This window comes from Streptomyces sp. R302 (assembly GCF_012927245.1).
GTDB lineage: Bacteria > Actinomycetota > Actinomycetes > Streptomycetales > Streptomycetaceae > Streptomyces.
This window is the reverse complement of sequence record NZ_JABBGE010000001.1, coordinates 179,802-201,789: the sequence shown is the minus strand read 5'-3', so window position 1 is coordinate 201,789 and position 21,988 is coordinate 179,802. Positions and strand designations below refer to the sequence as shown.

General features: G+C 71.9%; 20 protein-coding genes. 16 read left to right on the top strand and 4 right to left on the bottom strand.

The window, feature by feature from the left end; all coding sequences use genetic code 11:
* Nucleotides 1-16 precede the first annotated feature (16 nt).
* Nucleotides 17-952 carry a cation diffusion facilitator family transporter gene (locus tag HHL19_RS00905; protein ID WP_169084531.1) on the top strand — a complete coding sequence of 312 codons (936 nt, stop codon included), beginning with the start codon at nucleotides 17-19 and terminating at the stop codon, nucleotides 950-952.
* Here HHL19_RS00905 and HHL19_RS00900 read toward each other — a convergent pair.
* Complete coding sequence (locus HHL19_RS00900; RefSeq protein ID WP_169084529.1) at nucleotides 949-1,731, bottom strand: phosphatase; 783 nt, start codon at nucleotides 1,729-1,731, stop codon at nucleotides 949-951. The genes HHL19_RS00905 and HHL19_RS00900 overlap by 4 nt on opposite strands.
* Here HHL19_RS00900 and HHL19_RS00895 point away from each other — a divergent pair.
* Complete coding sequence (locus HHL19_RS00895) at nucleotides 1,730-1,903, top strand: hypothetical protein (RefSeq protein ID WP_169084527.1); 174 nt, start codon at nucleotides 1,730-1,732, stop codon at nucleotides 1,901-1,903. The two genes, HHL19_RS00900 and HHL19_RS00895, sit on opposite strands and share 2 nt — an antisense overlap.
* A 12-nt stretch (nucleotides 1,904-1,915) precedes the next feature.
* On the opposite strand, the gene HHL19_RS00890 is transcribed toward HHL19_RS00895, so the two are convergent.
* The gene (locus HHL19_RS00890; protein ID WP_206324459.1) at nucleotides 1,916-2,518 is read right to left on the bottom strand and encodes a TetR/AcrR family transcriptional regulator; all 603 of its coding nucleotides are present in this window, start codon (nucleotides 2,516-2,518) and stop codon (nucleotides 1,916-1,918) included.
* Nucleotides 2,519-2,605: 87 nt separating this feature from the next.
* Here HHL19_RS00890 and HHL19_RS00885 point away from each other — a divergent pair, with 87 nt between their 5' ends.
* From HHL19_RS00885 to glmS, 12 genes are all read left to right on the top strand, one after another.
* Nucleotides 2,606-4,213 (top strand): carboxyl transferase domain-containing protein, encoded by a 1,608-nt coding sequence (locus HHL19_RS00885; RefSeq protein WP_169084525.1) that lies wholly within the window; start codon nucleotides 2,606-2,608, stop codon nucleotides 4,211-4,213.
* 20 nt (nucleotides 4,214-4,233) lie between these two features.
* Entirely contained in the window at nucleotides 4,234-6,159 is a 1,926-nt protein-coding gene (locus HHL19_RS00880; RefSeq protein WP_169086168.1) for a biotin carboxylase N-terminal domain-containing protein, read from the top strand.
* Nucleotides 6,156-7,088 carry a hydroxymethylglutaryl-CoA lyase gene (locus HHL19_RS00875; protein WP_169084523.1) on the top strand — a complete coding sequence of 311 codons (933 nt, stop codon included), beginning with the start codon at nucleotides 6,156-6,158 and terminating at the stop codon, nucleotides 7,086-7,088. Before HHL19_RS00880 ends, HHL19_RS00875 begins: the two co-directional genes overlap by 4 nt.
* Before the next feature lie 8 nt (nucleotides 7,089-7,096).
* Complete coding sequence (locus tag HHL19_RS00870) at nucleotides 7,097-8,257, top strand: acyl-CoA dehydrogenase family protein (protein ID WP_169084521.1); 1,161 nt, start codon at nucleotides 7,097-7,099, stop codon at nucleotides 8,255-8,257.
* A gap of 373 nt (nucleotides 8,258-8,630) precedes the next feature.
* Complete coding sequence (locus HHL19_RS00865) at nucleotides 8,631-9,683, top strand: ABC transporter substrate-binding protein (RefSeq protein ID WP_169084519.1); 1,053 nt, start codon at nucleotides 8,631-8,633, stop codon at nucleotides 9,681-9,683.
* 4 nt (nucleotides 9,684-9,687) lie between these two features.
* Complete coding sequence (locus tag HHL19_RS00860) at nucleotides 9,688-10,578, top strand: siderophore-interacting protein (protein WP_169084517.1); 891 nt, start codon at nucleotides 9,688-9,690, stop codon at nucleotides 10,576-10,578.
* A 135-nt stretch (nucleotides 10,579-10,713) separates the two neighbouring features.
* A complete protein-coding gene (locus HHL19_RS00855; RefSeq protein ID WP_169084515.1) occupies nucleotides 10,714-12,153 on the top strand; it encodes an aspartate aminotransferase family protein in 1,440 nt (479 codons plus the stop codon).
* A complete protein-coding gene (locus HHL19_RS00850) occupies nucleotides 12,140-13,423 on the top strand; it encodes a SidA/IucD/PvdA family monooxygenase (RefSeq protein WP_169084513.1) in 1,284 nt (427 codons plus the stop codon). Before HHL19_RS00855 ends, HHL19_RS00850 begins: the two co-directional genes overlap by 14 nt.
* Nucleotides 13,420-13,956 (top strand): GNAT family N-acetyltransferase, encoded by a 537-nt coding sequence (locus tag HHL19_RS00845; RefSeq protein ID WP_169084511.1) that lies wholly within the window; start codon nucleotides 13,420-13,422, stop codon nucleotides 13,954-13,956. Before HHL19_RS00850 ends, HHL19_RS00845 begins: the two co-directional genes overlap by 4 nt.
* Nucleotides 13,953-15,722 (top strand): IucA/IucC family siderophore biosynthesis protein, encoded by a 1,770-nt coding sequence (locus HHL19_RS00840; RefSeq protein WP_169084509.1) that lies wholly within the window; start codon nucleotides 13,953-13,955, stop codon nucleotides 15,720-15,722. The genes HHL19_RS00845 and HHL19_RS00840 overlap by 4 nt, the downstream gene beginning before the upstream one ends.
* Before the next feature lie 219 nt (nucleotides 15,723-15,941).
* Nucleotides 15,942-16,217, top strand: coding sequence for a hypothetical protein (locus tag HHL19_RS00835; protein ID WP_030324756.1), 276 nt, complete (start codon nucleotides 15,942-15,944; stop codon nucleotides 16,215-16,217).
* 45 nt (nucleotides 16,218-16,262) lie between these two features.
* The gene (gene glmS / locus HHL19_RS00830) at nucleotides 16,263-18,080 is read left to right on the top strand and encodes a glutamine--fructose-6-phosphate transaminase (isomerizing) (protein WP_169084507.1); all 1,818 of its coding nucleotides are present in this window, start codon (nucleotides 16,263-16,265) and stop codon (nucleotides 18,078-18,080) included.
* A gap of 167 nt (nucleotides 18,081-18,247) precedes the next feature.
* On the opposite strand, the gene HHL19_RS00825 is transcribed toward glmS, so the two are convergent.
* Complete coding sequence (locus HHL19_RS00825; protein ID WP_169084505.1) at nucleotides 18,248-18,814, bottom strand: GPR1/FUN34/YaaH family transporter; 567 nt, start codon at nucleotides 18,812-18,814, stop codon at nucleotides 18,248-18,250.
* A gap of 165 nt (nucleotides 18,815-18,979) precedes the next feature.
* On the bottom strand, nucleotides 18,980-19,501 hold the full coding sequence (locus HHL19_RS00820; protein WP_030750021.1) for a universal stress protein: 522 nt from the start codon (nucleotides 19,499-19,501) through the stop codon (nucleotides 18,980-18,982).
* A 569-nt stretch (nucleotides 19,502-20,070) separates the two neighbouring features.
* Here HHL19_RS00820 and HHL19_RS38385 point away from each other — a divergent pair.
* Both HHL19_RS38385 and HHL19_RS00810 read left to right on the top strand, forming a co-directional pair.
* The gene (locus tag HHL19_RS38385; protein WP_169086166.1) at nucleotides 20,071-20,259 is read left to right on the top strand and encodes a hypothetical protein; all 189 of its coding nucleotides are present in this window, start codon (nucleotides 20,071-20,073) and stop codon (nucleotides 20,257-20,259) included.
* A 406-nt stretch (nucleotides 20,260-20,665) separates the two neighbouring features.
* Nucleotides 20,666-21,835 (top strand): helix-turn-helix domain-containing protein, encoded by a 1,170-nt coding sequence (locus tag HHL19_RS00810; RefSeq protein ID WP_169084503.1) that lies wholly within the window; start codon nucleotides 20,666-20,668, stop codon nucleotides 21,833-21,835.
* Nucleotides 21,836-21,988 lie beyond the last annotated feature (153 nt).

The window sequence follows — 21,988 nt, the reverse complement described above, 5'->3', positions numbered from 1 at the left end:
CATACCGTCCGATGCCATGACGGATGTCAAGGCCGACAACGGCGAGAGCACCTTCACCGTGATCGTGGCGGCGTTCGCGAACCTCGGGATCGCGGTCGCCAAGGCCGTCGCGGGCGTCATCAGCGGGTCGAGCGCGATGCTGTCGGAGGCCGCCCACTCGGTCGCCGACACGGTCACCGAGGTCATGCTGCTCACGGCGCTCAAGCGGAGCGAGAAGCCCGCCGACGAGGACCATCCCGTCGGGCACGCGGGCGAGCGGTACGTGTGGGCGATGCTCGCCGCCGTCGCCACCTTCGTCGGCGGCGCCGTCTTCTCGATCTACGACGGCATCCACACCCTCGCCCACGGCGAGGAGCTCGGCGACCCGCTCGTCTCGTACGTCGTGCTCGCCGTCTCCTTCGTCCTGGAGGCCTTCTCCCTGCGGACCGGCGTCAAGCAGGTCAAGGCGGAGGCGGAACGGATGCGGGCGCCGTTCGCCGACTACCTGCGGCTCACCCCCGACACCACCGTCAAGGCGGTCGTCCTGGAGGACTCGGCCGCCCTCGCCGGTCTGATGCTCGCCGCCGGCGGCCTCCTCTGCGGCCAGATCACCGGCTCCGGCGTCTGGGACGGCGTCGCCTCGGTCCTCATCGGCTGCCTGCTCGTGTACGTGGCCTGGGTCCTGGGCCGCGCCAACGCCCAGCTCCTCATCGGCCGCCCGCTGCCCCACCCCATGCGGGCGGAGGTCCGCGAGGAGCTCCTCGGCGTCGCGCACGTGGTGGACGTGCTCGACCTGATCACCCTGATCCAGGGCCCCGGCGAGGTGATGATCGCCGCGAAGGTCGACTTCCGGGACGTGGTGACGGCGGCGGAGGTGGAGCGGGCCTGCGAACAGGCGGAGGCGCGCCTCCGGGCCCGCTTCCCCTCGGTGCGGCGGGTCTACCTGGACCCGACGCCGGGGCCGCCGTCCTAGCCCAGGAGGCCCGCGGCGTTCAGCAGGTACGTCGTCATCGGCTCGTAGAAGCGCGGGTCCACGACGTGGTCGTCGAGCGGGACGGTCACCTTCATGGTGCCCTCGGCCTCGGCGAGGAAGAGCGCCGGGTCGTTGCAGTCCGCGTAGCCGACGGAGTCGATGCCGCGCTGCGCGGCGCGGCCGGCCCAGCCGTGGTCGGCGACGACGAGGTCCGGCGCGGCCTCGCCGAGCAGGGCGAGGCCGTCGAGGATCGCGTTCATCGGCTCCGGCGAGTGGGTGTGCCAGAGGCTGGCGCCGCGCTCGAACACGGCGACGTCCGCGAACTGCACGACGTACCCCTCGTCGGCGACGAGCCCGCCGGGGATCCGCACGACGTCGCAGCCCTGCGCCCGCAGCGCGGCGGCGACCCGGCCGTGCGCGTCGATCAGCGCACCGGGGTGGCCGGTCGCGAAGAGCACGCGCTGCCGGGCGGCGGCGGCCTCCTTCAGGCGGGCGGCCATCCGGTCGAGGGCGTCGACGGTCAGCTCGGGGTCGATGGTGTCCTGCCCGGCGCGGTGGGCCGGGTCGTCGACGACGCCGCAGCGCTCGGCCATCACGGCCAGCACGTCCTGCTCGTCCGTCCACCGGTCCCCGAGCTCCAGGCCGAACCAGTAGTGCCGGTCGCCGTTGGCGAGCTTGCGGTAGTGGTCGAGGTTGTTCTCGCGGGGGGTGGCGACGTCGCCCGCGATGCGGCTGCGGACGAGGTGCTCGACGAGGGCGGCACGGCTGAGTATCGGCATGGGGCTCATTGTGACGCGCCCGCCGCGCGGCCGGGGAGACGTTCCGCGCCTCAGACGCCTCCGTCGTCTCCATGCGGACGGCTTCCTGGCCCTGGCGGCCTGCTCCGCCGTCGGCGTGGTCGTCGCGCTCGTCCTGCGCCGGCTCACCCGCGAGGAGCGGCCGGCGACATGAGGCGGCGGCGGTTCAGGCCGCCAGGGCGCCCAGGGCCCCGTGGGTGAGGCTCCTCAGGAGGCGCTCCATCTCCTCGCGCTCCAGGGGGGCGCCGAGGTGCGGGGTGGAGTTGAGGAGGCCGAAGACCGCGTGCACGGCCGCCCGGACCTCCGGCTCGCCGGCCGCCGGGTGCAGGGCGCGCACGACGTCGACCCAGAGCTCGACGTACTGGCGCTGGAGCTGGCGGACCCGCTTGCGGTCCTCGTCCTTGAGCCGGTCGAGCTCGCGGTCGTGCAGGGTGATGAGCGGGCGGTCGTCGAGGGCGAAGTCGATGTGGCCGTCGATGAGCGAGGCCAGGAGGGCCGCCGGGTCGCCGGGCGACTCCGCGACCCGCAGCCGGCCGCCCGCGAGGAGCCGCTCGCTGATGCCGACGAGCAGCTCGGCGAGCATCGCGTCCTTGCCGGGGAAGTGCCGGTAGAGCCCGGGGCCGCTGATGCCGACCGCGGCTCCTATCTCGTCGACGCCCACCCCGTGGAACCCGCGCGCGGCGAAGAGGCGGGCGGCCTCCTTGAGGATCTGCTCGCGGCGGGTCGGCGCGTCCATGCGGGCGGGCGTCGGGGTCGGGCTCGTGCTCATGCCCTCCATCCTAGACAACCTGGTTAGCGGTCGTTAACCTGAACCGCGTACGTTAACGCTCATTAACCGAACAAGGGAGATCGGTCGATGCGGCAGGCACCTGAGCTGTCGAGCGCGGCAGATCCCGCCTCGGCGGCCTGGCGGGCCAACGAGGCGGCGCACCGGGAGCTCTCGGAGACGCTGCGGGCCAAGCTGGCCGAGGCGGCGCTCGGAGGCGGTGAGAAGTCCCGCGCCCGGCACACCGCGCGCGGGAAGCTGCTGCCGCGCGACCGGGTGGACACCCTCCTGGACCCGGGTTCGCCGTTCCTGGAGCTGGCGCCGCTCGCGGCGAACGGCATGTACGGCGACCAGGCCCCGGCCGCCGGCGTCATCGCGGGCATCGGCCGGGTCTCCGGCCGCGAGTGCGTGATCGTCGCCAACGACGCCACGGTCAAGGGCGGCACCTACTACCCGATGACCGTGAAGAAGCACCTGCGGGCGCAGGAGGTGGCGCTCGACAACCGCCTCCCCTGCCTCTACCTGGTCGACTCCGGCGGCGCCTTCCTGCCGATGCAGGACGAGGTCTTCCCGGACCGCGAGCACTTCGGCCGGATCTTCTACAACCAGGCCCGCATGTCCGGCGCCGGCATCCCGCAGATCGCGGCCGTCATGGGCTCCTGCACGGCCGGCGGCGCGTACGTCCCGGCGATGAGCGACGAGGCCGTGATCGTCCGGAACCAGGGCACGATCTTCCTCGGCGGCCCGCCGCTGGTGAAGGCGGCGACCGGCGAGGTCGTCACGGCGGAGGAGCTGGGCGGCGGCGAGGTCCACTCCCGCATCTCCGGCGTCACCGACCACCTCGCGGAGGACGACGCGCACGCGCTGCGGATCGTCCGGAACATCGTGGCGACCCTGCCCGAGCGGGGCCCGCTGCCGTGGTCCGTCGAGCCCGTCGAGGAACCGAAGGTCGACCCGTACGGGCTGTACGGCGCCGTCCCGGTCGACTCCCGCACCCCGTACGACGTGCGCGAGGTCATCGCCCGCGTGGTGGACGGCTCCCGCTTCCAGGAGTTCAAGTCCGAGTACGGGCAGACGCTGGTCACCGGCTTCGCCCGGATCCACGGCCACCCGGTCGGCATCGTCGCCAACAACGGCATCCTGTTCGCCGAGTCCGCCCAGAAGGGCGCGCACTTCATCGAGCTGTGCGACCAGCGCGGCATCCCGCTCGTCTTCCTCCAGAACATCACCGGCTTCATGGTCGGCAAGGCGTACGAGCACGGCGGCATCGCCAAGCACGGCGCGAAGATGGTCACGGCGGTCGCCACCACGCGCGTGCCGAAGCTGACGGTCGTCGTCGGCGGCTCCTTCGGCGCGGGCAACTACTCGATGTGCGGCCGGGCCTACTCCCCCCGCTTCCTGTGGATGTGGCCGAACGCGAAGATCTCCGTCATGGGCGGCGAGCAGGCCGCCTCGGTCCTCGCCACGGTCAAGCGCGACCAGCTCGGCGACGCCTGGAGCGCCGAGGAGGAGGAGACCTTCAAGGCGCCGATCCGCGAGCAGTACGAGACGCAGGGCAGCGCCTACTACGCGACCGCCCGCCTCTGGGACGACGGCGTGATCGACCCGCTGGAGACCCGCCAGGTGCTGGGTCTCGCGCTGACCGCCTGTGCCAACGCGCCCCTGGGTGACCCCCAGTTCGGCGTCTTCCGGATGTGAGGACCCTGACGATGCAGCAGATGTTCGACACCGTCCTCGTCGCCAACCGGGGCGAGATCGCGGTCCGCGTCATCCGCACCCTGCGGGCGCTCGGCGTCCGCTCGGTGGCGGTGTACAGCGACGCCGACGCCGACGCCCGGCACGTGCGGGAGGCCGACACGGCGGTACGCATCGGGCCCGCGGCGGCCTCGGAGTCGTACCTCTCCGTCCCCGCCCTCCTGGACGCGGCCCGCCGCACCGGCGCGCAGGCCGTCCACCCCGGCTACGGCTTCCTCGCGGAGAACGCGGCCTTCGCGCGCGCCTGCGCCGACGCCGGGCTCGTCTTCATCGGCCCGTCCGCCGAGGCGATCTCCCTCATGGGCGACAAGATCCGGGCCAAGGAGACCGTGAAGGCGGCGGGCGTGCCCGTCGTCCCGGGCGACGCCGACCCCCGGGTGGCCGAGGCCGCGCGGGAGATGGGCGCGCCCGTCCTCCTGAAGCCCAGCGCGGGCGGCGGGGGCAAGGGCATGCGCCTGGTGCGGGACCTGACGGTCCTGGACGAGGAGATCGCGGCGGCCCGCCGCGAGGCCCGCGCCTCCTTCGGCGACGACACGCTCCTCGTGGAGCGGTGGATCGACCGCCCCCGGCACATCGAGATCCAGGTCCTCGCGGACGCCCACGGGAACGTGGTGCACCTGGGCGAGCGCGAGTGCTCGCTCCAGCGCCGCCACCAGAAGATCATCGAGGAGGCGCCGAGCGTCCTCCTCGACGAGGCGACCCGCGCGGCGATGGGCGCGGCGGCGGTGGAGGCGGCCCGGTCCTGCGGCTACGTCGGCGCGGGCACGGTCGAGTTCATCGTGCCGGGCGGCGACCCCTCCGCGTACTACTTCATGGAGATGAACACCCGCCTCCAGGTCGAGCACCCGGTGACGGAGCTCATCACCGGCCTGGACCTGGTGGAATGGCAGCTGCGGGTGGCCTCCGGCGAGCCGCTCGACTTCACCCAGGACGACGTCCGCCTCGACGGCTGGGCGATCGAGGCCCGCATCTGCGCGGAGGACCCGTCGCGGGGCTTCCTGCCGTCCGGCGGCACGGTCCTGGCGTTGCACGAGCCTTCGGGCGAGGGGGTACGCACCGACTCCGGCCTCCTGGAGGGCTCCGAGGTCTCCTCCCTCTACGACCCGATGCTGTCGAAGGTCATCGTCCACGCGAAGGACCGCCCCACGGCCCTCCGCAAGCTCCGCGCGGCCCTCGCGGACCTCACCACCCTCGGCGTCCCCACCAACGCCGGCTTCCTCCGCCGCCTCCTCGCCCACCCGGACGTGGTGTCCGGCGCGATGGACACGGGCCTCGTGGAGCGCGACGCGGAGAGCCTCGTCCCGGAGGGCGTACCGGAGGAGGTGTACGCGGCGGCGGCGGCCGTACGGAGCGCGGAGCTGGCGCCGCGGCCGCGCGGCGGCTGGGCGGACCCGTTCGACGCGCCGACCGGCTGGCGGCTCGGCGGCACGCCGAAGCCCCTGGCCTTCCCGTTCCGCGTCCCGGGACTCGAACCCGTCACGGTCGAGGCCCCCGGCGGCGCGCGCGTGACGGACCGTTCGGTCACCGTCACCGTCGACGGGGTCGTCCACTCCTTCCGCCGGGCCGGCGCCTGGCTCGGCCGGGACGGCGACTCCTGGCACGTCGCGGACCACGACCCGGTGGCCGCCGCGCTCTCCGGGGCGCGGCACGGCGGGGCGGACACGCTGGCCGCGCCGATGCCCGGCACCGTCACCGTCGTGAAGGTGGCGGTCGGGGACGAGGTGGAGGCGGGGCAGAGCCTGCTCGTCGTCGAGGCGATGAAGATGGAGCACGTCATCTCCGCCCCGCACGCCGGCACCGTCACCGAACTGGACGTCACGCCCGGGACGACCGTCGCCATGGACCAGGTCCTGGCCGTCGTCACCCCCCGCGAGGAGGCCACGGAATGACCGCCCTGCCCATGACCGTCCCCGACCCGTCGCTGCCCGCCCGGGTCAGGATCCACGAGGTCGGCCCCCGGGACGGGCTGCAGAACGAGAAGACGGCCGTCCCGACCGAGGTGAAGGCGGAGTTCATCCGGCGGCTCGCCGCCGCCGGGCTCTCCACCGTCGAGGCGACCAGCTTCGTGCACCCCAAGTGGGTGCCCCAGCTGGCCGACGCGGAAGCGCTGTTCCCCCTCGTCAACGGCCTGCCCGTACGCCTGCCCGTCCTCGTGCCGAACGAGCGCGGCCTCGACCGGGCGCTCGCGCTCGGCGCCCGCGAGGTCGCCGTCTTCGCCTCCGCCACCGAGTCCTTCGCGAAGGCCAACCTCAACCGGACCGTCGACGAGGCGCTCGCCATGTTCGAGCCGGTCGTCGTCCGGGCCATAGAGGCCGGCCTGAAGGTCCGCGGCTATCTGTCGATGTGCTTCGGCGACCCCTGGGAGGGCGCCGTCCCCGTCGAACAGACCGTCCGCGTCACCAAGGCGCTCGCCGACATGGGCTGCGACGAGCTGAGCCTCGGCGACACCATCGGCGTCGCCACCCCGGGTCACGTCCAGGCGCTCCTGGCGGCCCTGAACGAGGCCGGGGTCCCCACCTCCCGCCTCGCCGTGCACTTCCACGACACCTACGGGCAGGCCCTGTCGAACACGCTCGCCGCGCTGCGGCACGGCGTGACGACCGTGGACGCCTCCGCGGGCGGCCTCGGCGGCTGCCCGTACGCCAAGTCCGCCACCGGCAACCTCGCCACCGAGGACCTGGTGTGGATGCTCGACGGCCTCGGCATCGAGACCGGGGTCGACCTGGCCGCCCTCACCGCCACGAGCGTGTGGATGGCCGAACAACTGGGCCGGCCGAGCCCGTCCCGTACCGTCCGAGCCCTCTCCCACAAGGAGTGACGAACACCATGTCCCTCGACCACCGGCTCTCCGCAGAGCACGAGGAACTGCGCCGCACCGTCGAGGCGTTCGCCCACGACGTCGTCGCGCCGAAGATCGGCGACTACTACGAGCGCCACGAGTTCCCGTACGAGATCGTCGCCGAGATGGGCCGCATGGGCCTCTTCGGCCTGCCGTTCCCGGAGGAGTACGGCGGCATGGGCGGCGACTACCTCGCCCTCGGCATCGCCCTGGAGGAGCTGGCCCGCGTCGACTCCTCCGTCGCCATCACCCTGGAGGCGGGCGTCTCCCTCGGCGCGATGCCGCTGCACCTCTTCGGCACCGAGGAGCAGAAGAGGCAGTGGCTGCCGAAGCTGTGCGCCGGCGAGATGCTGGGCGCCTTCGGCCTCACCGAGCCGGGCGCGGGCTCGGACGCGGGCGGCACCCGCACCACCGCCGTCCGGGACGGCGACCACTGGGTCATCAACGGCTCGAAGTGCTTCATCACCAACTCCGGTACGGACATCACCGGTCTGGTGACGGTCACCGCGGTCACCGGCCGCAAGCCCGACGGCCGCCCGCTGATCTCCTCGATCATCGTCCCGTCCGGCACCCCCGGCTTCACCGTCGCCGCCCCCTACTCGAAGGTCGGCTGGAACGCCTCGGACACCCGCGAGCTCTCCTTCGACGACGTCCGCGTCCCGGTGGAGAACCTCCTCGGCGAGGAGGGCCGCGGCTACGCCCAGTTCCTCCGCATCCTCGACGAGGGCCGCGTCGCCATCGCCGCCCTCGCCACGGGCCTCGCCCAGGGCTGCGTCGACGAGTCGGTCAAGTACGCGAAGGAACGTCACGCCTTCGGCCGCGCGATCGGCGACAACCAGGCCATCCAGTTCAAGCTCGCCGACATGGAGACGCGCGCCCACATGGCCCGCATCGGCTGGCGCGACGCCGCCTCCCGCCTGGTGATGGGCGAGCCGTTCAAGAAGGAGGCGGCGATCGCCAAGCTGTACTCCTCCACCGTCGCCGTCGACAACGCCCGCGAGGCGACCCAGATCCACGGCGGCTACGGCTTCATGAACGAGTACCCGGTGGCCCGCATGTGGCGCGACTCCAAGATCCTGGAGATCGGCGAGGGCACCAGCGAGGTCCAGCGCATGCTGATCGCCCGCGAGCTGGGCTTCGCGGGCTGAGCCGTACGCGGGCACTCCCCCCGGGCGCGCCGGAACGCGCCCCCGGGGGCTCTCCGCCAGGGAACGGCACTCCGTCAGGAGCCGAACGCGTCGGCGAGTCCGTTCACGGCGAACGAGACCGTGGCGGTCCAGCCTCCGGCCTCCCCCGCATGGGTCCTCGCCCCCGGCGGGCGGGACGCGCCCCATCCTGCCGCGCGGGCGTCCTTCGTCGCAGGGGCAGCCGCTTGACGGTGCGCGGGGGCGTGGGGGCGTGGGGGCGTGGAGATGTGATCCAGACCTCGCGGACCCGGGCCTGTCGGTCGGTGTGAGGTTAGGCTAACCTACCCTCGACTTGATCAGGCCGACTCCGGCACGTATCGAAAGCGATCCCGCCATGCCCAGCAACGCCCGAGCCACCTCCCTCACCCGCCGCGGCATCCTCGCCGCGGGCGGCGCCCTCGGGCTCGGCGCCGTGCTCGCCGCCTGTGGCGACGGCGACAAGAAGAAGGACGCGAGCCCGTCCTCTTCCTCCGCCAAGTCCGGCTCCTGGGAGTTCAAGGACGACCGCGGCCAGACCGTGAAGACCAAGGCGACGCCGAAGAACATCGTCGCCTTCACCGGCACGGCCGCCGCCCTCAAGGACTTCGGCGTCGAGGTCACCGGCGTCTTCGGCCCGACCTACGTCGAGGACCCGAAGACCAAGGAGAAGAAGCCCGACGTCCAGGCCGGCGACCTCGACATCACCAAGGTGAAGGTCATCGGCAACGTCTGGGGCGAGTTCAACATCGAGGAGTACCTCAAGCTCCAGCCCGAGGTCCTCATCACCGACATGTGGGAGAAGGACGCCCTCTGGTACGTGCCGGAGGAGCAGAAGGCCAAGATCGCGAAGATCGCGCCGAGCGTCGCCCTGTGGGCCGCCGGCAAGTCGATGCCGTCCGTCCTCCAGCGCCACGCCGACCTGGCCGCCTCCCTCGGCGCCGACGTGAACAGCGAGCAGGTCAAGAAGGACAGGGCCCGCTTCGAGGCCGCCGCCGAGCGCCTGCGCAAGGTCGCCCAGGGCAAGAAGGACATCAAGGTCCTCATCGGCTCCGGCGCGCCCGACACCTTCTACGTGTCCACCCCGGCCCGCCCGACCGACACGCTCTTCTTCCAGGAGCTGGGCCTCAACATCGTCACCCCGAAGAAGCTGGACCCGTCCGGCTGGTTCGAGCTCCTCAGCTGGGAGAACGTCGACGCCTACAAGGCCGACGTCATCCTCCTCGACAACCGCACCGGCACCCTCCAGCCGGAGCAGCTGAAGGCCAAGCCGACCTGGGCCGCGCTGCCCGCCGTCAAGGCCGGCCAGGTCTTCCCGCGCGTGACCGAGCCCGTCTACTCCTACGCCAAGTGCGCCCCCCTCCTGGAGGACCTGGCCACCGCCCTGGAGAACGCGAAGAAGGTGTCCTGACCCGATGACGACCGCCGAGACCGCCCCGTTCCAGTTCTTCTCCCTCCAGGTCGACCGGACGCGGCGGCTCGGCCCGTCGCTGGTCCGCGTCACCTTCACCGGAGCCACCGGCGAGGAGCTGAAGGGCTTCGCCGCCGGGGGCCGCGACCAGTCGCTGTCCCTCTTCCTGCCGCACCCCGGCCAGGACGCGCCCGTCCTCCCGCCGCTGGACGACCCCGACATGTACGGGATCCTCGGCGCCTGGCGGGCCATGCCCAACGACGTCCGGGCCGTGATGCGCTCGTACACCGTCCGGGAGCAGCGCACCGAGCCGGTGGACGAGATCGACATCGACTTCGCCGTCCACGAGGACGGCGGGCCCGCCTGCCGCTGGGCGCAGCACGCCGAGCCCGGTGACCGGGTGGTCGTGCTCGGCCCGGCGGTCGCCGACAACACCGGGGTCCGCTTCCGGCTGCCGGAGGACGCCGACTCGGTGATCGTCTGGGCCGACGAGACGGCGCTGCCCGCCGCCTCCGCCATCCTGGAGTGGCTGCCGGCCGAGACCCGCGCCCGTGTCTTCCTCGAAGTCCCGTACTCCGGCGACCGGATGGAGCTGGAGACGCAGGCGGACGCCACCGTCACCTGGCTCGTACGGGAGGAGGGCGCGCCCTCCGGCCTGGAGGCGGTCGCGGGCGCGGAGCTGCCCGGCGAGTCGCCGTACGTGTGGATCGCGGGCGAGTCCGGCGCGGTAAAGGCGCTGCGGCGGCACTTCGTGCGCGAGCGCGGGCTCGACCGGCGCCGGGTGACCTTCGTCGGCTACTGGCGCAAGGGGCTGTCGGAGGACGCCCTGCGCGAGGTGCCGGACGAGGCGACGCAGGACGCGGAGCAGGACGCGACGCGGAACACGTCGGCGTAGTCGGCCGGTTCACCTCACGGCCCCTCGATCTTCATCGGTCGGGGGGTCATTGTCGTACTAAATTAGGTTAGGCTAACCTTACTTCTGCACTCACGGTTGCGCGTTCCGCGTCCCTCGTCCCGGAAGGGCCCCCACATGCGTTCGCACCTGCTCAACGACACGACGGCGGAGAGCTACCGACGCTCCGTCACCGAAGGGGTCGAGCGGGTGGCGACCAAACTCGCCACGACGCGCGGCCCGTTCACGGGCGTCACCCCCGCCGAACTGGCGCCCGTGATCGACGCCGTCGACCTCGACCGCCCCCTCGGTGACGCCTCCGCCGCCCTCGACGAGCTGGAGGACGTCTACCTCCGCGACGCGGTCTACTTCCACCACCCGCGCTACCTCGGCCACCTCAACTGCCCGGTCGTCATCCCCGCCGTCCTCGGCGAGGCCGTCCTCTCGGCGGTCAACTCCTCCCTCGACACCTGGGACCAGTCCGCCGGCGGCACCCTCATCGAGCGCAAGCTCATCGACTGGACCACCGGCCGCATCGGCCTCGGCCCCCTCGCCGACGGCGTCTTCACCAGCGGCGGCACCCAGTCCAACCTCCAGGCGCTGCTGCTCGCCCGCGAGGAGGCCGGTACCGACGACCTGTCGAAACTGCGGATCTTCTCCTCCGAGTGCAGCCACTTCTCCGTCCAGAAGTCGGCCACCCTCCTCGGCCTCGGCCGCGACGCGGTCGTCTCGATCCCGGTCGACAAGACCAAGCGGATGCAGTCCGTCGTCCTCGCCGCCGAGCTGGAGACCTGCCGCGCCGAGGGCCTCGTCCCGATGGCGATCGTCGCCACCGCCGGCACCACCGACTTCGGCTCCATCGACCCGCTGCCGGAGATCGCCGCCCTCGCCGAGGAGTACGGCGCCTGGATGCACGTCGACGCCGCCTACGGCTGCGGCCTGCTCGCCTCCCTCAAGCGCCGCCACCTCCTCGACGGCATCGAGCGCGCCGACTCCGTCACCGTCGACTACCACAAGTCCTTCTTCCAGCCGGTGAGTTCCTCCGCCGTGCTGGTCCGCGACGGGGCCACCCTGCGGCACGCCACGTACCACGCCGACTACCTCAACCCCAAGCGCACCCTCGCCGAGCAGATCCCCAACCAGGTCGACAAGTCGCTCCAGACCACCCGCCGCTTCGACGCCCTCAAACTGTGGATGACCCTGCGCGTCATGGGCGCGGACGGCGTCGGCGAGCTCTTCGACGAGGTCTGCGACCTGGCCTCCGCCGGGTACGAGCTGCTCGCCGCCGACCCCCGCTACGACGTGGTCGTGGACCCGCAGCTGTCCACCCTCGTCTACCGCTACGTCCCCGAGGCCGTCACCTCGCCCGCCGAGATCGACCGCGCCAACCTCTACGCCCGCAAGGCGCTCTTCGCCTCGGGCGAGGCCGTCGTCGCCGGCACCAAGGTCGACGGCCGCCAGTACCTCAAGTTCACCTTGCTCAACCCCGAGACCACGGTGGCCGACATCGCCGCCGTCCTCGATCTGATCGCCGGCCACGCCGAGCAGTACCTGGGAGAGAACCTTGTCCACGCCTGAGATCGCCGATATCCACGACTTCATCGGGATCGGGCTCGGTCCGTTCAACCTCGGCCTCGCCTGCCTCACCGAGCCCATCGACGAACTGAACGGCCTCTTCCTGGAGTCCAAGCCGGGCTTCGAGTGGCACTCGGGGATGTTCCTCGAAGGCGCCCACCTCCAGACGCCGTTCATGTCGGACCTGGTGACCCTCGCCGACCCGACCTCGCCGTACTCCTTCCTCAACTACCTGAAGGAGAAGGGCCGGCTGTACTCGTTCTACATCCGCGAGAACTTCTACCCGCTGCGCGCCGAGTACAACGACTACTGCCGCTGGGCCGCCGACCGGCTCACCTCGATCCGCTTCTCCACCACCGTCTCCTCCGTCGCGTACGACGAGGCCGGCGAGGTGTACGTCGTCACCACCGAGGCCGGAGAAACGTTCCTGGCCCGCCGGATCGTCCTCGGCACCGGCACCCCGCCGTACGTCCCCGACTCCTGCCGCGAGCTCGGCGGCGACCTGATCCACAACTCGCGCTACGTGCCCAACAAGGCGGCCCTCCAGCGCAAGAAGTCGATCACGATCGTCGGCAGCGGCCAGTCCGCCGCCGAGATCTACCACGACCTCCTGTCGGAGATCGACGTCCACGGCTACCAGCTGAACTGGGTGACCCGCTCCCCGCGCTTCTTCCCGCTGGAGTACACCAAGCTCACCCTGGAGCTGACCTCCCCCGAGTACGTGGACTACTTCCACGCGCTCCCCGAGGAGACCCGCTACCGCCTGGAGTCCCAGCAGAAGGGCCTCTTCAAGGGCATCAACGGCGACCTCGTCGACGCCATCTTCGACCTGCTCTACCAGAAGAACTTCGCGGGCCCGGTCCCCAGCCGCCTCCTCACCAACTCCGCGCTGCGCACCGCCGCGTACGACGAGGCCTCGGGCACGTACACCCTCGGCTTCCGCCAGGAGGAGCAGGAGAAGGAGTACGAGATCGAGACCGAGGGCCTGATCCTCGCGACCGGCTACAAGTACGCCGTCCCCGCCTTCCTGGAGCCGCTCAAGGACCGCCTCCGCTTCGACGGGCAGGGCCGCTTCGACGTCGCCCGCAACTACGCCGTCGACACCACGGGCCGCGAGGTCTTCCTCCAGAACGCCGGCGTCCACACCCACTCGATCACCTCGCCCGACCTGGGCATGGGGGCCTACCGCAACGCCTACATCATCGGCGAGATGCTGGGATCCGAGTATTACCCCGTCGAGAAGACCATCGCGTTCCAGGAGTTCTCCGTATGACCGTCCGCTTCCGCCCGCTCGACCCCGTCCAGGACGCGGAGCTGATCCACGCCTGGGTCACCCACCCCAAGGCCGCCTTCTGGATGATGCAGGACGCGACCGTCGAGGACGTCGAGCGCGAGTACGCCGCCTTCGCCGCCAACCCGCACCACCAGGCCTTCGTCGGCCTCGTGGACGGGACCCCCGCCATCCTCATGGAGCGGTACGACCCGTCCGAGCTGGAGCTCGTCGGCCTGTACGACCCGCTCCCGGGCGACGTCGGCATGCACTTCCTCGTCGCGCCCAGCGACACCCCGGTGCACGGCTTCACCCGCATGGTGATCACCGAGGTCATGCGCGAGCTGTTCGCCGACCCGGCGACCGCCCGCGTGGTCGTCGAGCCCGACGTCGCCAACAAGGCCGTCCACGCCCTCAACGAGGCCGTCGGCTTCGTGCCCGAGCGCGAGATCCAGAAGCCCGAGAAGAAGGCCCTGCTGAGCTTCTGCACCCGGGCCCAGTTCGAGTCCGCCACCGCCGTCGGAGCTGGCATATGAACCCCGTCTCCCACCTCACCCCCGAGCGCTGGGCCGCCGCGAACCGCGCGCTCATCCGCAAGGGCCTCGCCGAGTTCGCCCACGAGCGGCTGCTGAACCCGCAGGAGCTGGGCGAGTCCCGCTACCGGGTGCTCAGCGACGACGGCGCCACCGAGTACCGCTTCACCGCGGACCGCTTCGCCCTCGACCACTGGCAGGTCTACCCCGAGTCGATCAGCCGGCACCGGGGCGACGAGCAGCTCCCCCTCGACGCGCTGCAGTTCATCACCGAGCTGCGCGGCGCGCTCGGCCTGAGCGACGAGGTCCTCCCCGTCTACCTGGAGGAGATCTCCTCCACCCTCGCCGGCACCGCCTACAAGGCCACCAAGCCGCAGGTGCCCGCCGCCGAGCTGGCCCGCGCCGGCTTCCAGGCCATCGAGACGGGCATGACCGAGGGCCACCCCTGCTTCGTCGCCAACAACGGCCGCCTCGGCTTCGGCGTCGACGAGTACCGCGCCTACGCCCCCGAGGCCGCGAGCCCCATCCACCTGGTGTGGCTGGCCGCCCGCCGCGACCGGGCCGCCTTCACCGCCGGCGCGGGCATCGAGTACGACGCCTTCATCCGCGCCGAGCTCGGCGACGCCGCCGTCGACCGCTTCGCCGGCATCCTCGCCGGCCTCGGCCTGGACCTCGCCGACTACCTCCTCATGCCGGCCCACCCCTGGCAGTGGTGGAACAAGCTGTCGGTGACCTTCGCCGCCGAGGTGGCGCAGCAGCGCCTGGTGTACCTCGGCGAGGGCGAGGACGCCTACCTGGCGCAGCAGTCGATCCGTACCTTCTTCAACACCTCCGACCCGGCCAAGCACTATGTGAAGACCGCCCTGTCGGTCCTCAACATGGGCTTCATGCGCGGCCTTTCGGCCGCCTACATGGAGGCGACGCCGGCCATCAACGACTGGCTGGCGCAGCTGATCGAGTCGGACTCCGTCCTCAAGGCGGCCCGCTTCTCGATCATCCGCGAGCGGGCGGCGGTCGGCTACCGGCACCTGGAGTACGAGGCCGCGACGGACCGCTACTCGCCGTACCGCAAGATGCTCGCCGCGCTGTGGCGCGAGTCCCCGGTGGAGCGGCTCGCGGACGGCGAGCGGCTGGCGACGATGGCGTCCCTCCTGCACGTCGACCACGCGGGCGCCTCCTTCGCGGGCGCCCTGATCAAGGAGTCCGGGCTGACGCCGGAGGAGTGGCTGCGCGGCTACCTCGACGCGTACCTCCTGCCGGTCCTGCACTGCTTCTACGCCTACGACCTGGTCTACATGCCGCACGGCGAGAACGTGATCCTGGTCCTGGACGAGCGCGGCGCGGTCGACCGGGCGATCTTCAAGGACATCGCCGAGGAGATCTGCGTGATGGACCCGCAGGCGGTCCTCCCGCCGGCGGTGGAGCGGATCCGCGCCGACGTCCCCGAGTCCATGAAGCTCCTGTCGGTCTTCACCGACGTCTTCGACTGCTTCTTCCGCTTCCTGGGGGCGACCCTGGCGGCGGAGGGCGTGGCCGCCGAGGACGTCTTCTGGCGGGCGGTCGCCGACTCCGTGAAGGCCTACCAGGAGTCGAAGCCGGAGCTGGCGGACCGCTTCGCGCAGTACGACATGTTCGCGGAGACCTTCGCCCTCTCCGCCCTGAACCGCCTCCAGCTGCGCAACAACAAGCAGATGGTCGACCTGGCGGACCCGTCCGGCGCCCTCCAGCTCGTCGGCGACCTGGTGAACCCGATCGCCCGGTTCGCCTGACGGGCACACCCCCGAAACCGATGCGAGCCCCTGGCGGAGTACGGTCCCCCGCCGGGGGCTCACATCCGTGTCGGCACGGTCACCGTGGGTGTCGCCACCTGTGCTTCGCGGGGGCCAAGTCTGGACCAATAGCCCCCGAAGGCCGGTGATCATGCAGCTCCTGCCCGATTTCGGGCAGGATTCTTGCGGGAACCCGTGGGTACCCCTCAATATTCATGGGTGCTCGAACGCCGCCCGTCCCATGACGACCTCATCGACCATCTGGTCCGAAGCACCGCGCTCCAGCGCGGTGAGGCCGCCCGGGTGGTGCTCGACGTGCTGGCGTACTTCGACGAGACGACCGAGGAGTTCGTCCGGCGCCGCCACCGCGAACTGCAGTCCGGCGGAGCGGTGAACGCGGAGATCTTCGAACGGATCTCCGCCGAGCTGCCGCACCGGGCCGTCGCGCCGCCGGAGCTCTCGCTCCGGCAGCTGCGCCGGATCGTCTACGGCTGAGCACCACGGCACCACAGCACTTCATCAACCGGAGGGGTTTCCTTTATGTGCGGAATTGTCGGTTACATCGGTAAGCGCGACGTGGCGCCGCTGCTCCTGGAGGGCCTCGCCCGCCTGGAGTACCGCGGTTACGACTCCGCCGGTCTCGTCATCAACAGCCCGAAGAGCGCGGCGCTGAAGATGGTCAAGGCCAAGGGCCGGGTCCGTGACCTGGAGGCCCGCGTCCCCAAGCGCTTCACCGGCACCACCGGCATCGCGCACACCCGCTGGGCCACCCACGGCGCCCCGAGCGACCACAACTCGCACCCGCACCTGGACCCCGAGAACAAGGTCGCCGTCGTCCACAACGGCATCGTCGACAACGCCCAGGAGCTCCGCGCCAAGCTGGAGGCCGACGGCGTCGTCTTCGCCTCCGAGACGGACACCGAGGTCATCACCCACCTCGTCGCCCGCTCCCAGGCCGAGACCCTCGAGGACAAGGTCCGCGACGCGCTCAAGGTCATCGAGGGCACCTACGGCATCGCCGTCATGCACGCCGACTTCAACGACCGCATCGTCGTCGCCCGCAACGGCTCGCCGGTCATCCTCGGCATCGGCGAGAAGGAGATGCTGGTCGCCTCCGACGTGGCCGCGCTCATCGCCCACACCCGCCAGGTCGTCACCCTCGACGACGGCGAGATGGCCACCCTGAAGGCCGACGACTTCCGCACCTACACGGTCGCGGGCGCCTCCACCACGGCGACCCCCGAGACCGTCGAGTGGGAGGCCGCCTCCTACGACATGGGCGGCCACGACACGTACATGCACAAGGAGATCTCCGAGCAGCCCGACGCGGTCGACCGCGTGCTGCGCGGCCGGATCGACGACCGCTTCTCCACCGTGCACCTCGGCGGCCTCAACCTCGACCCGCGCGAGGCCCGCACCATCCGCCGCATCAAGATCCTCGGCTGCGGCACCTCGTACCACGCCGGCATGATCGGCGCCTCCCTCATCGAGGGCATGGCCCGCATCCCCGCCGACGCCGAGCCGGCCTCCGAGTTCCGCTACCGCAACCCGGTCGTGGACCCCGACACCCTGTACATCGCCGTCTCCCAGTCCGGTGAGACGTACGACGTGCTCGCCGCCGTCCAGGAGCTCAAGCGCAAGGGCGCCCGCGTCCTCGGCGTGGTCAACGTGGTCGGCTCCGCCATCGCCCGCGAGGCCGACGGCGGCGTCTACGTCCACGCCGGACCCGAGGTCTGCGTCGTCTCCACCAAGTGCTTCACCAACACGGTGGTCGCCTTCGCGCTCCTCGCCCTCCACCTCGGCCGCATCCGCGACCTGTCCGTCACCGACGGCAAGCGGATCATCGAGGGCCTGCGCAAGCTGCCCTCGCAGATCGAGGAGATCCTCAAGGACGAGGAGGAGATCAAGCGCCTCGCCGCCGAGTACGCCGGTGCCGCGTCGATGATGTTCATCGGCCGCGTCCGGGGCTACCCGGTCGCCCTGGAGGCCTCCCTCAAGCTGAAGGAGATCTCCTACATCCACGCCGAGGCGTACCCGGCCTCCGAGCTGAAGCACGGCCCGCTCGCCCTCATCGAGCCGGCCCTGCCGACGGTCGCGATCGTCCCCGACGACGACCTCCTGGAGAAGAACCGCGCCGCCCTGGAGGAGATCAAGGCCCGCTCCGGCCGCATCCTCGCGGTCGCGCACCAGCCGCAGGAGAAGGCCGACCACACCATCGTGGTCCCGAAGAACGAGGACGAGCTCGACCCGATCCTCATGGGCATCCCGCTCCAGCTCTTCGCGTACCACACCGCCCTCGCCATGGGCCGCGACATCGACAAGCCGCGCAACCTGGCCAAGTCCGTCACGGTCGAGTAGTCGCCCGGCGGGACCTGTCACCCGCCGCACGACGCCACGGCCCCGGGCCTGTCCCCCGGAGCCGTACCGCCGGGCCTGTCCCCCGGCGGAACCGACCGGACACGAAGAGCGGCCCCCGCGCATCCCAGGTGCGCGGGGGCCGTTCTGCTTCCCTCTACGCGACCGGCTTACGCCGCTGCCGCCGTGCTGCCGCTGCTCGCCCGGCCCAGGGCCGTCGGCCAGCCGGCCACCGCCGCCGTGGCGCCGTACCAGGCCGCGAGGCCCGCGAGCGCGGCCACCCAGCCGCCCGCCTTGCCGAGGCCCTCGTTGCCCGCCAGGGCGGCGATGCCCGAGAGCAGCAGGGCGAGGAACAGCAGGGCGTACACGCCCTGTCCGAAGACGCCGCCGCCCTTCGCGGCCAGCGTCAGCGTGAGCACCAGGAGCGCCCACAGGAGCAGGAAGAGTCCGGCGGCGTCCGCCGAGGCCCCGCCGCCGACTCCGGTCCCCCAGGTGAACCAGAAGGCGCCGAGCGCCGCGAAGGCCGTGCCGTCGCCGGTGCTGCCCGCGCGCAGGGCGAGCAGGCCGACCAGGAAGAGCGCCACGCCGCCGACCCAGGTGGCGAGGCCCGCGGCATCGGCTGCCGCGACGTTGTCGATCACACCGGTGCCGCCCAGGCCGAAGGCCAGGAGGGTCAGTCCGAGTGCGAGGTTTCCGAGGGTGGAGGTGCCGTTCCCCGACGCGACGTCCTTGTTCACGTGGGGCTCCCTTCGAACGGGCGGTGATGCCGCCTGAGCTGCTGAGTTCCGGTCCTCTTTAACTACCCTTCACAAGCGCACAAATCACCTGAGCCGGGCGGAAATTATCGCCGGGGAAAGGGAGTTGAGGGAGAGTCGGGTGTGACGGGCGGGGCCGGAAGGGCGTCAGGGGATGACGATCACGGGCCGTCGCGCGCGCCGCGCGAGCCGGCCGGCCACCGAGCCGAAGATCCGCCCGACGATCCCGTGCGTCGAGCCCACCACGATCGCGTCGGCCGAGTACTCGCGGCCGACCTCCTCCAGCTCGTGACAGATGTCCCCGCCGCGCTCCACCAGGATCCACGGCACCTCGGAGAGGTGGTCCGCGCAGGCCAGCTCCAGGCCGAGGACCTCGGTGCGGTGGTCCGGGACGTCGACGAAGACCGGCGGCTCGCACCCCGCCCACACGGTGGTGGGGAGCCGGTTCGCGACGTGCACGATGATCAGGCCGGAGCCGGAGCGCCGGGCCATGCCGATGGCGTACGCCAGGGCGCGCTCACTGGACGTGGAGCCGTCGAAGCCGACGACCACCCCGTGCCGGAAGGCCGGGTCGCAGGCGTGGCGTGGCTGTTCCACCGCGAGGGGGTCGACCGTGGAGTCGGCGACGCGCTTGCGGTCCGCGGGTTCGGGGAATTCGTGACCGGCCATCGGTGTCTCGGCTAGGGAAGTCCTCGTGGGAAGGGACGGGGGAGGGAGCGGAACAACGGGTGGCGGCGGAGCTGTGTCCGGGAATCATCTTCCCAAGCCCATACCCGCAAGGGTACGGCGACACTCCTCTCCTGCCCAGGGCCCGCCGTGCCGTGCCCGGCGTGCTGACCGCTCGTGCGCGGGTCGGTGCGCGCGGTGCCCTCCGGAGGATGCACGAAGGATTCACCATCTGGCAATGCCGGATGTGCCCTACAGGCGTCCCCCGGCCAGGGCCCCGAGGGCCGAACGGGCGTCGCTCAGAGTGACCGGAGCATTCCGTTCCTCGTTCCCCACAGGTCCGGATCACCGTCGCTGGGAGCCCGCCCGTGCCCGCACCGTCCTCCGCCGCCTCCGCCGCGTCCACCGCCTCCGCCGCCGCCGTCCGCCCCGCCCGCTCCCGCCGCCGCGCCCGGGTACCGGGCCCCGCGGCGGCCGTCGCCCCGGAGACGGGCGGCCCCGCCGGGTCCGCGGCGGGCGGCCGGGCGGAGCCGGGGGCGGCCGGCGGGCGGCTCGCCGACCCGGCGGGCGACGTGGTCCGCTGGGCGGTGTTCTGCTGCGCCCTCGTGCCGCTGGTGCTGCTCGCCTTCGGCACCTCGCTCGGCGGGGCCGGCGGGACCGCTCTCGGGCTCGCCTCCGTGACGGCCGCCTGCCGGCTGCTGCTGCGCCGGTCGGAGCGGGGACTGCGCGCGGAGGGTCCGGGGAGCCGCCACCGGGGCTGAGCGGACGCTCACGGAGCCCCTGGAGTTGACAGGTTCGCACAGCCGATCCCATATGTTTTCAGCCAACTTGAAGTTCCCGGCGCGTCCTTGCCGAAACGGTACGCCTATGCCTGCCCGCTCCCCCGCGAAAGCCCCGCCCCACGGGGCCACACCCCTCGCACACGGCCACTTCGCCCCGTCGGGGCCCCGCTCGCGGGCCCCTTGGGCGGTCACCTGCGGATCGATCGCTTCACGCCAAGTGGCCTTGTCGACAATCTGCCGGATCGCGAACTTGTCACGCCGGCGGCACGGGACACAGTAGATTCGATCATGGGTACCGACGACTGGGGTCTCGTGCAGAACCGAGGGGAAACGTGGCACAGCGACACGACCAGGGAGACGCGAACACCGAGGGGAACTTAGCGCCATGAGCCAGGACTCCGCCGCACCGGAGGCGGCACGGAAGCTGTCCGGGCGCCGCCGTCGCGAAGTCGTCGCGGTGCTGTTGTTCAGCGGCGGCCCCATCTTCGAGAGCTCCATCCCGCTCTCCGTGTTCGGCATCGACCGGCAGGACGCCGGCGTTCCGCGCTATCGGCTGCTCGTCTGCGCGGGAGAGGAGGGCCCCCTGCGGACCACGGGCGGGCTCGAACTCACCGCGCCGTACGGCCTGGAGGCGATCGGCCGCGCGGGGACGGTCGTCGTCCCGGCCTGGCGCTCGATCACCTCGCCGCCGCCGCCGGAAGCGCTCGAAGCCCTCCGCAGGGCACACGAGGAAGGGGCCAGGATCGTCGGCCTGTGCACCGGTGCGTTCGTCCTCGCCGCCGCCGGCCTGCTCGACGGCCGGCCGGCGACCACGCACTGGATGTACGCGCCGACGCTCGCCAAGCGCTACCCGTCGGTCCACGTGGACCCGCGGGAGCTCTTCGTCGACGACGGGGACGTGCTGACCTCCGCCGGCACCGCGGCCGGAATCGATCTGTGTCTGCACATCGTGCGGACCGACCACGGCACGGAGGCCGCGGGCGCCCTGGCGCGCCGGCTGGTCGTCCCGCCGCGGCGCAGTGGCGGTCAGGAGCGCTACCTCGACAGGTCTTTACCGGAGGAGATCGGCTCCGACCCGCTCGCCGAGGTCGTGGCCTGGGCGCTGGAGCACCTCCACGAGCAGTTCGACGTGGAGACCCTGGCGGCCCGTGCGTACATGTCACGGCGGACCTTCGACCGCCGTTTCCGCTCGCTGACCGGCTCCGCGCCGCTCCAGTGGCTGATCACCCAGCGGGTGCTCCAGGCGCAGCGGCTCCTGGAGACCTCGGACTACTCGGTGGACGAGGTCGCGGGGCGCTGCGGCTTCCGCTCGCCGGTGGCGCTGCGCGGCCACTTCCGGCGGCAGCTCGGCTCCTCGCCGGCGGCCTACCGGGCGGCGTACCGGGCCAGGCGGCCCCAGGGCGAGCCCGCGACGGCCGTCCTGGAGTCGACCGTGCCCTCGCAGGTGGTGGCGGGAATCCGTCGCCCCGGGGTGTCGCTGGAGCCCGGCAAACCGCCGGGCGACGCCTACACGCCGGGCCGCCCCGCCCTGCCGGGCCAGCGCAGCGCCCCATGACCGCCGGCGCCGGCCCGGTGGGGGCACCCACCTGACGCGGGAGCCCCCACCACCGGCACCGAGAACCGCCGCCGCCACAAGCGGCGCGACGCGGTGCCGAAGGGCGCCCGGGGAACACCACCCCCGGGCGCCCTTCAGCACGTCCGGGGGCTC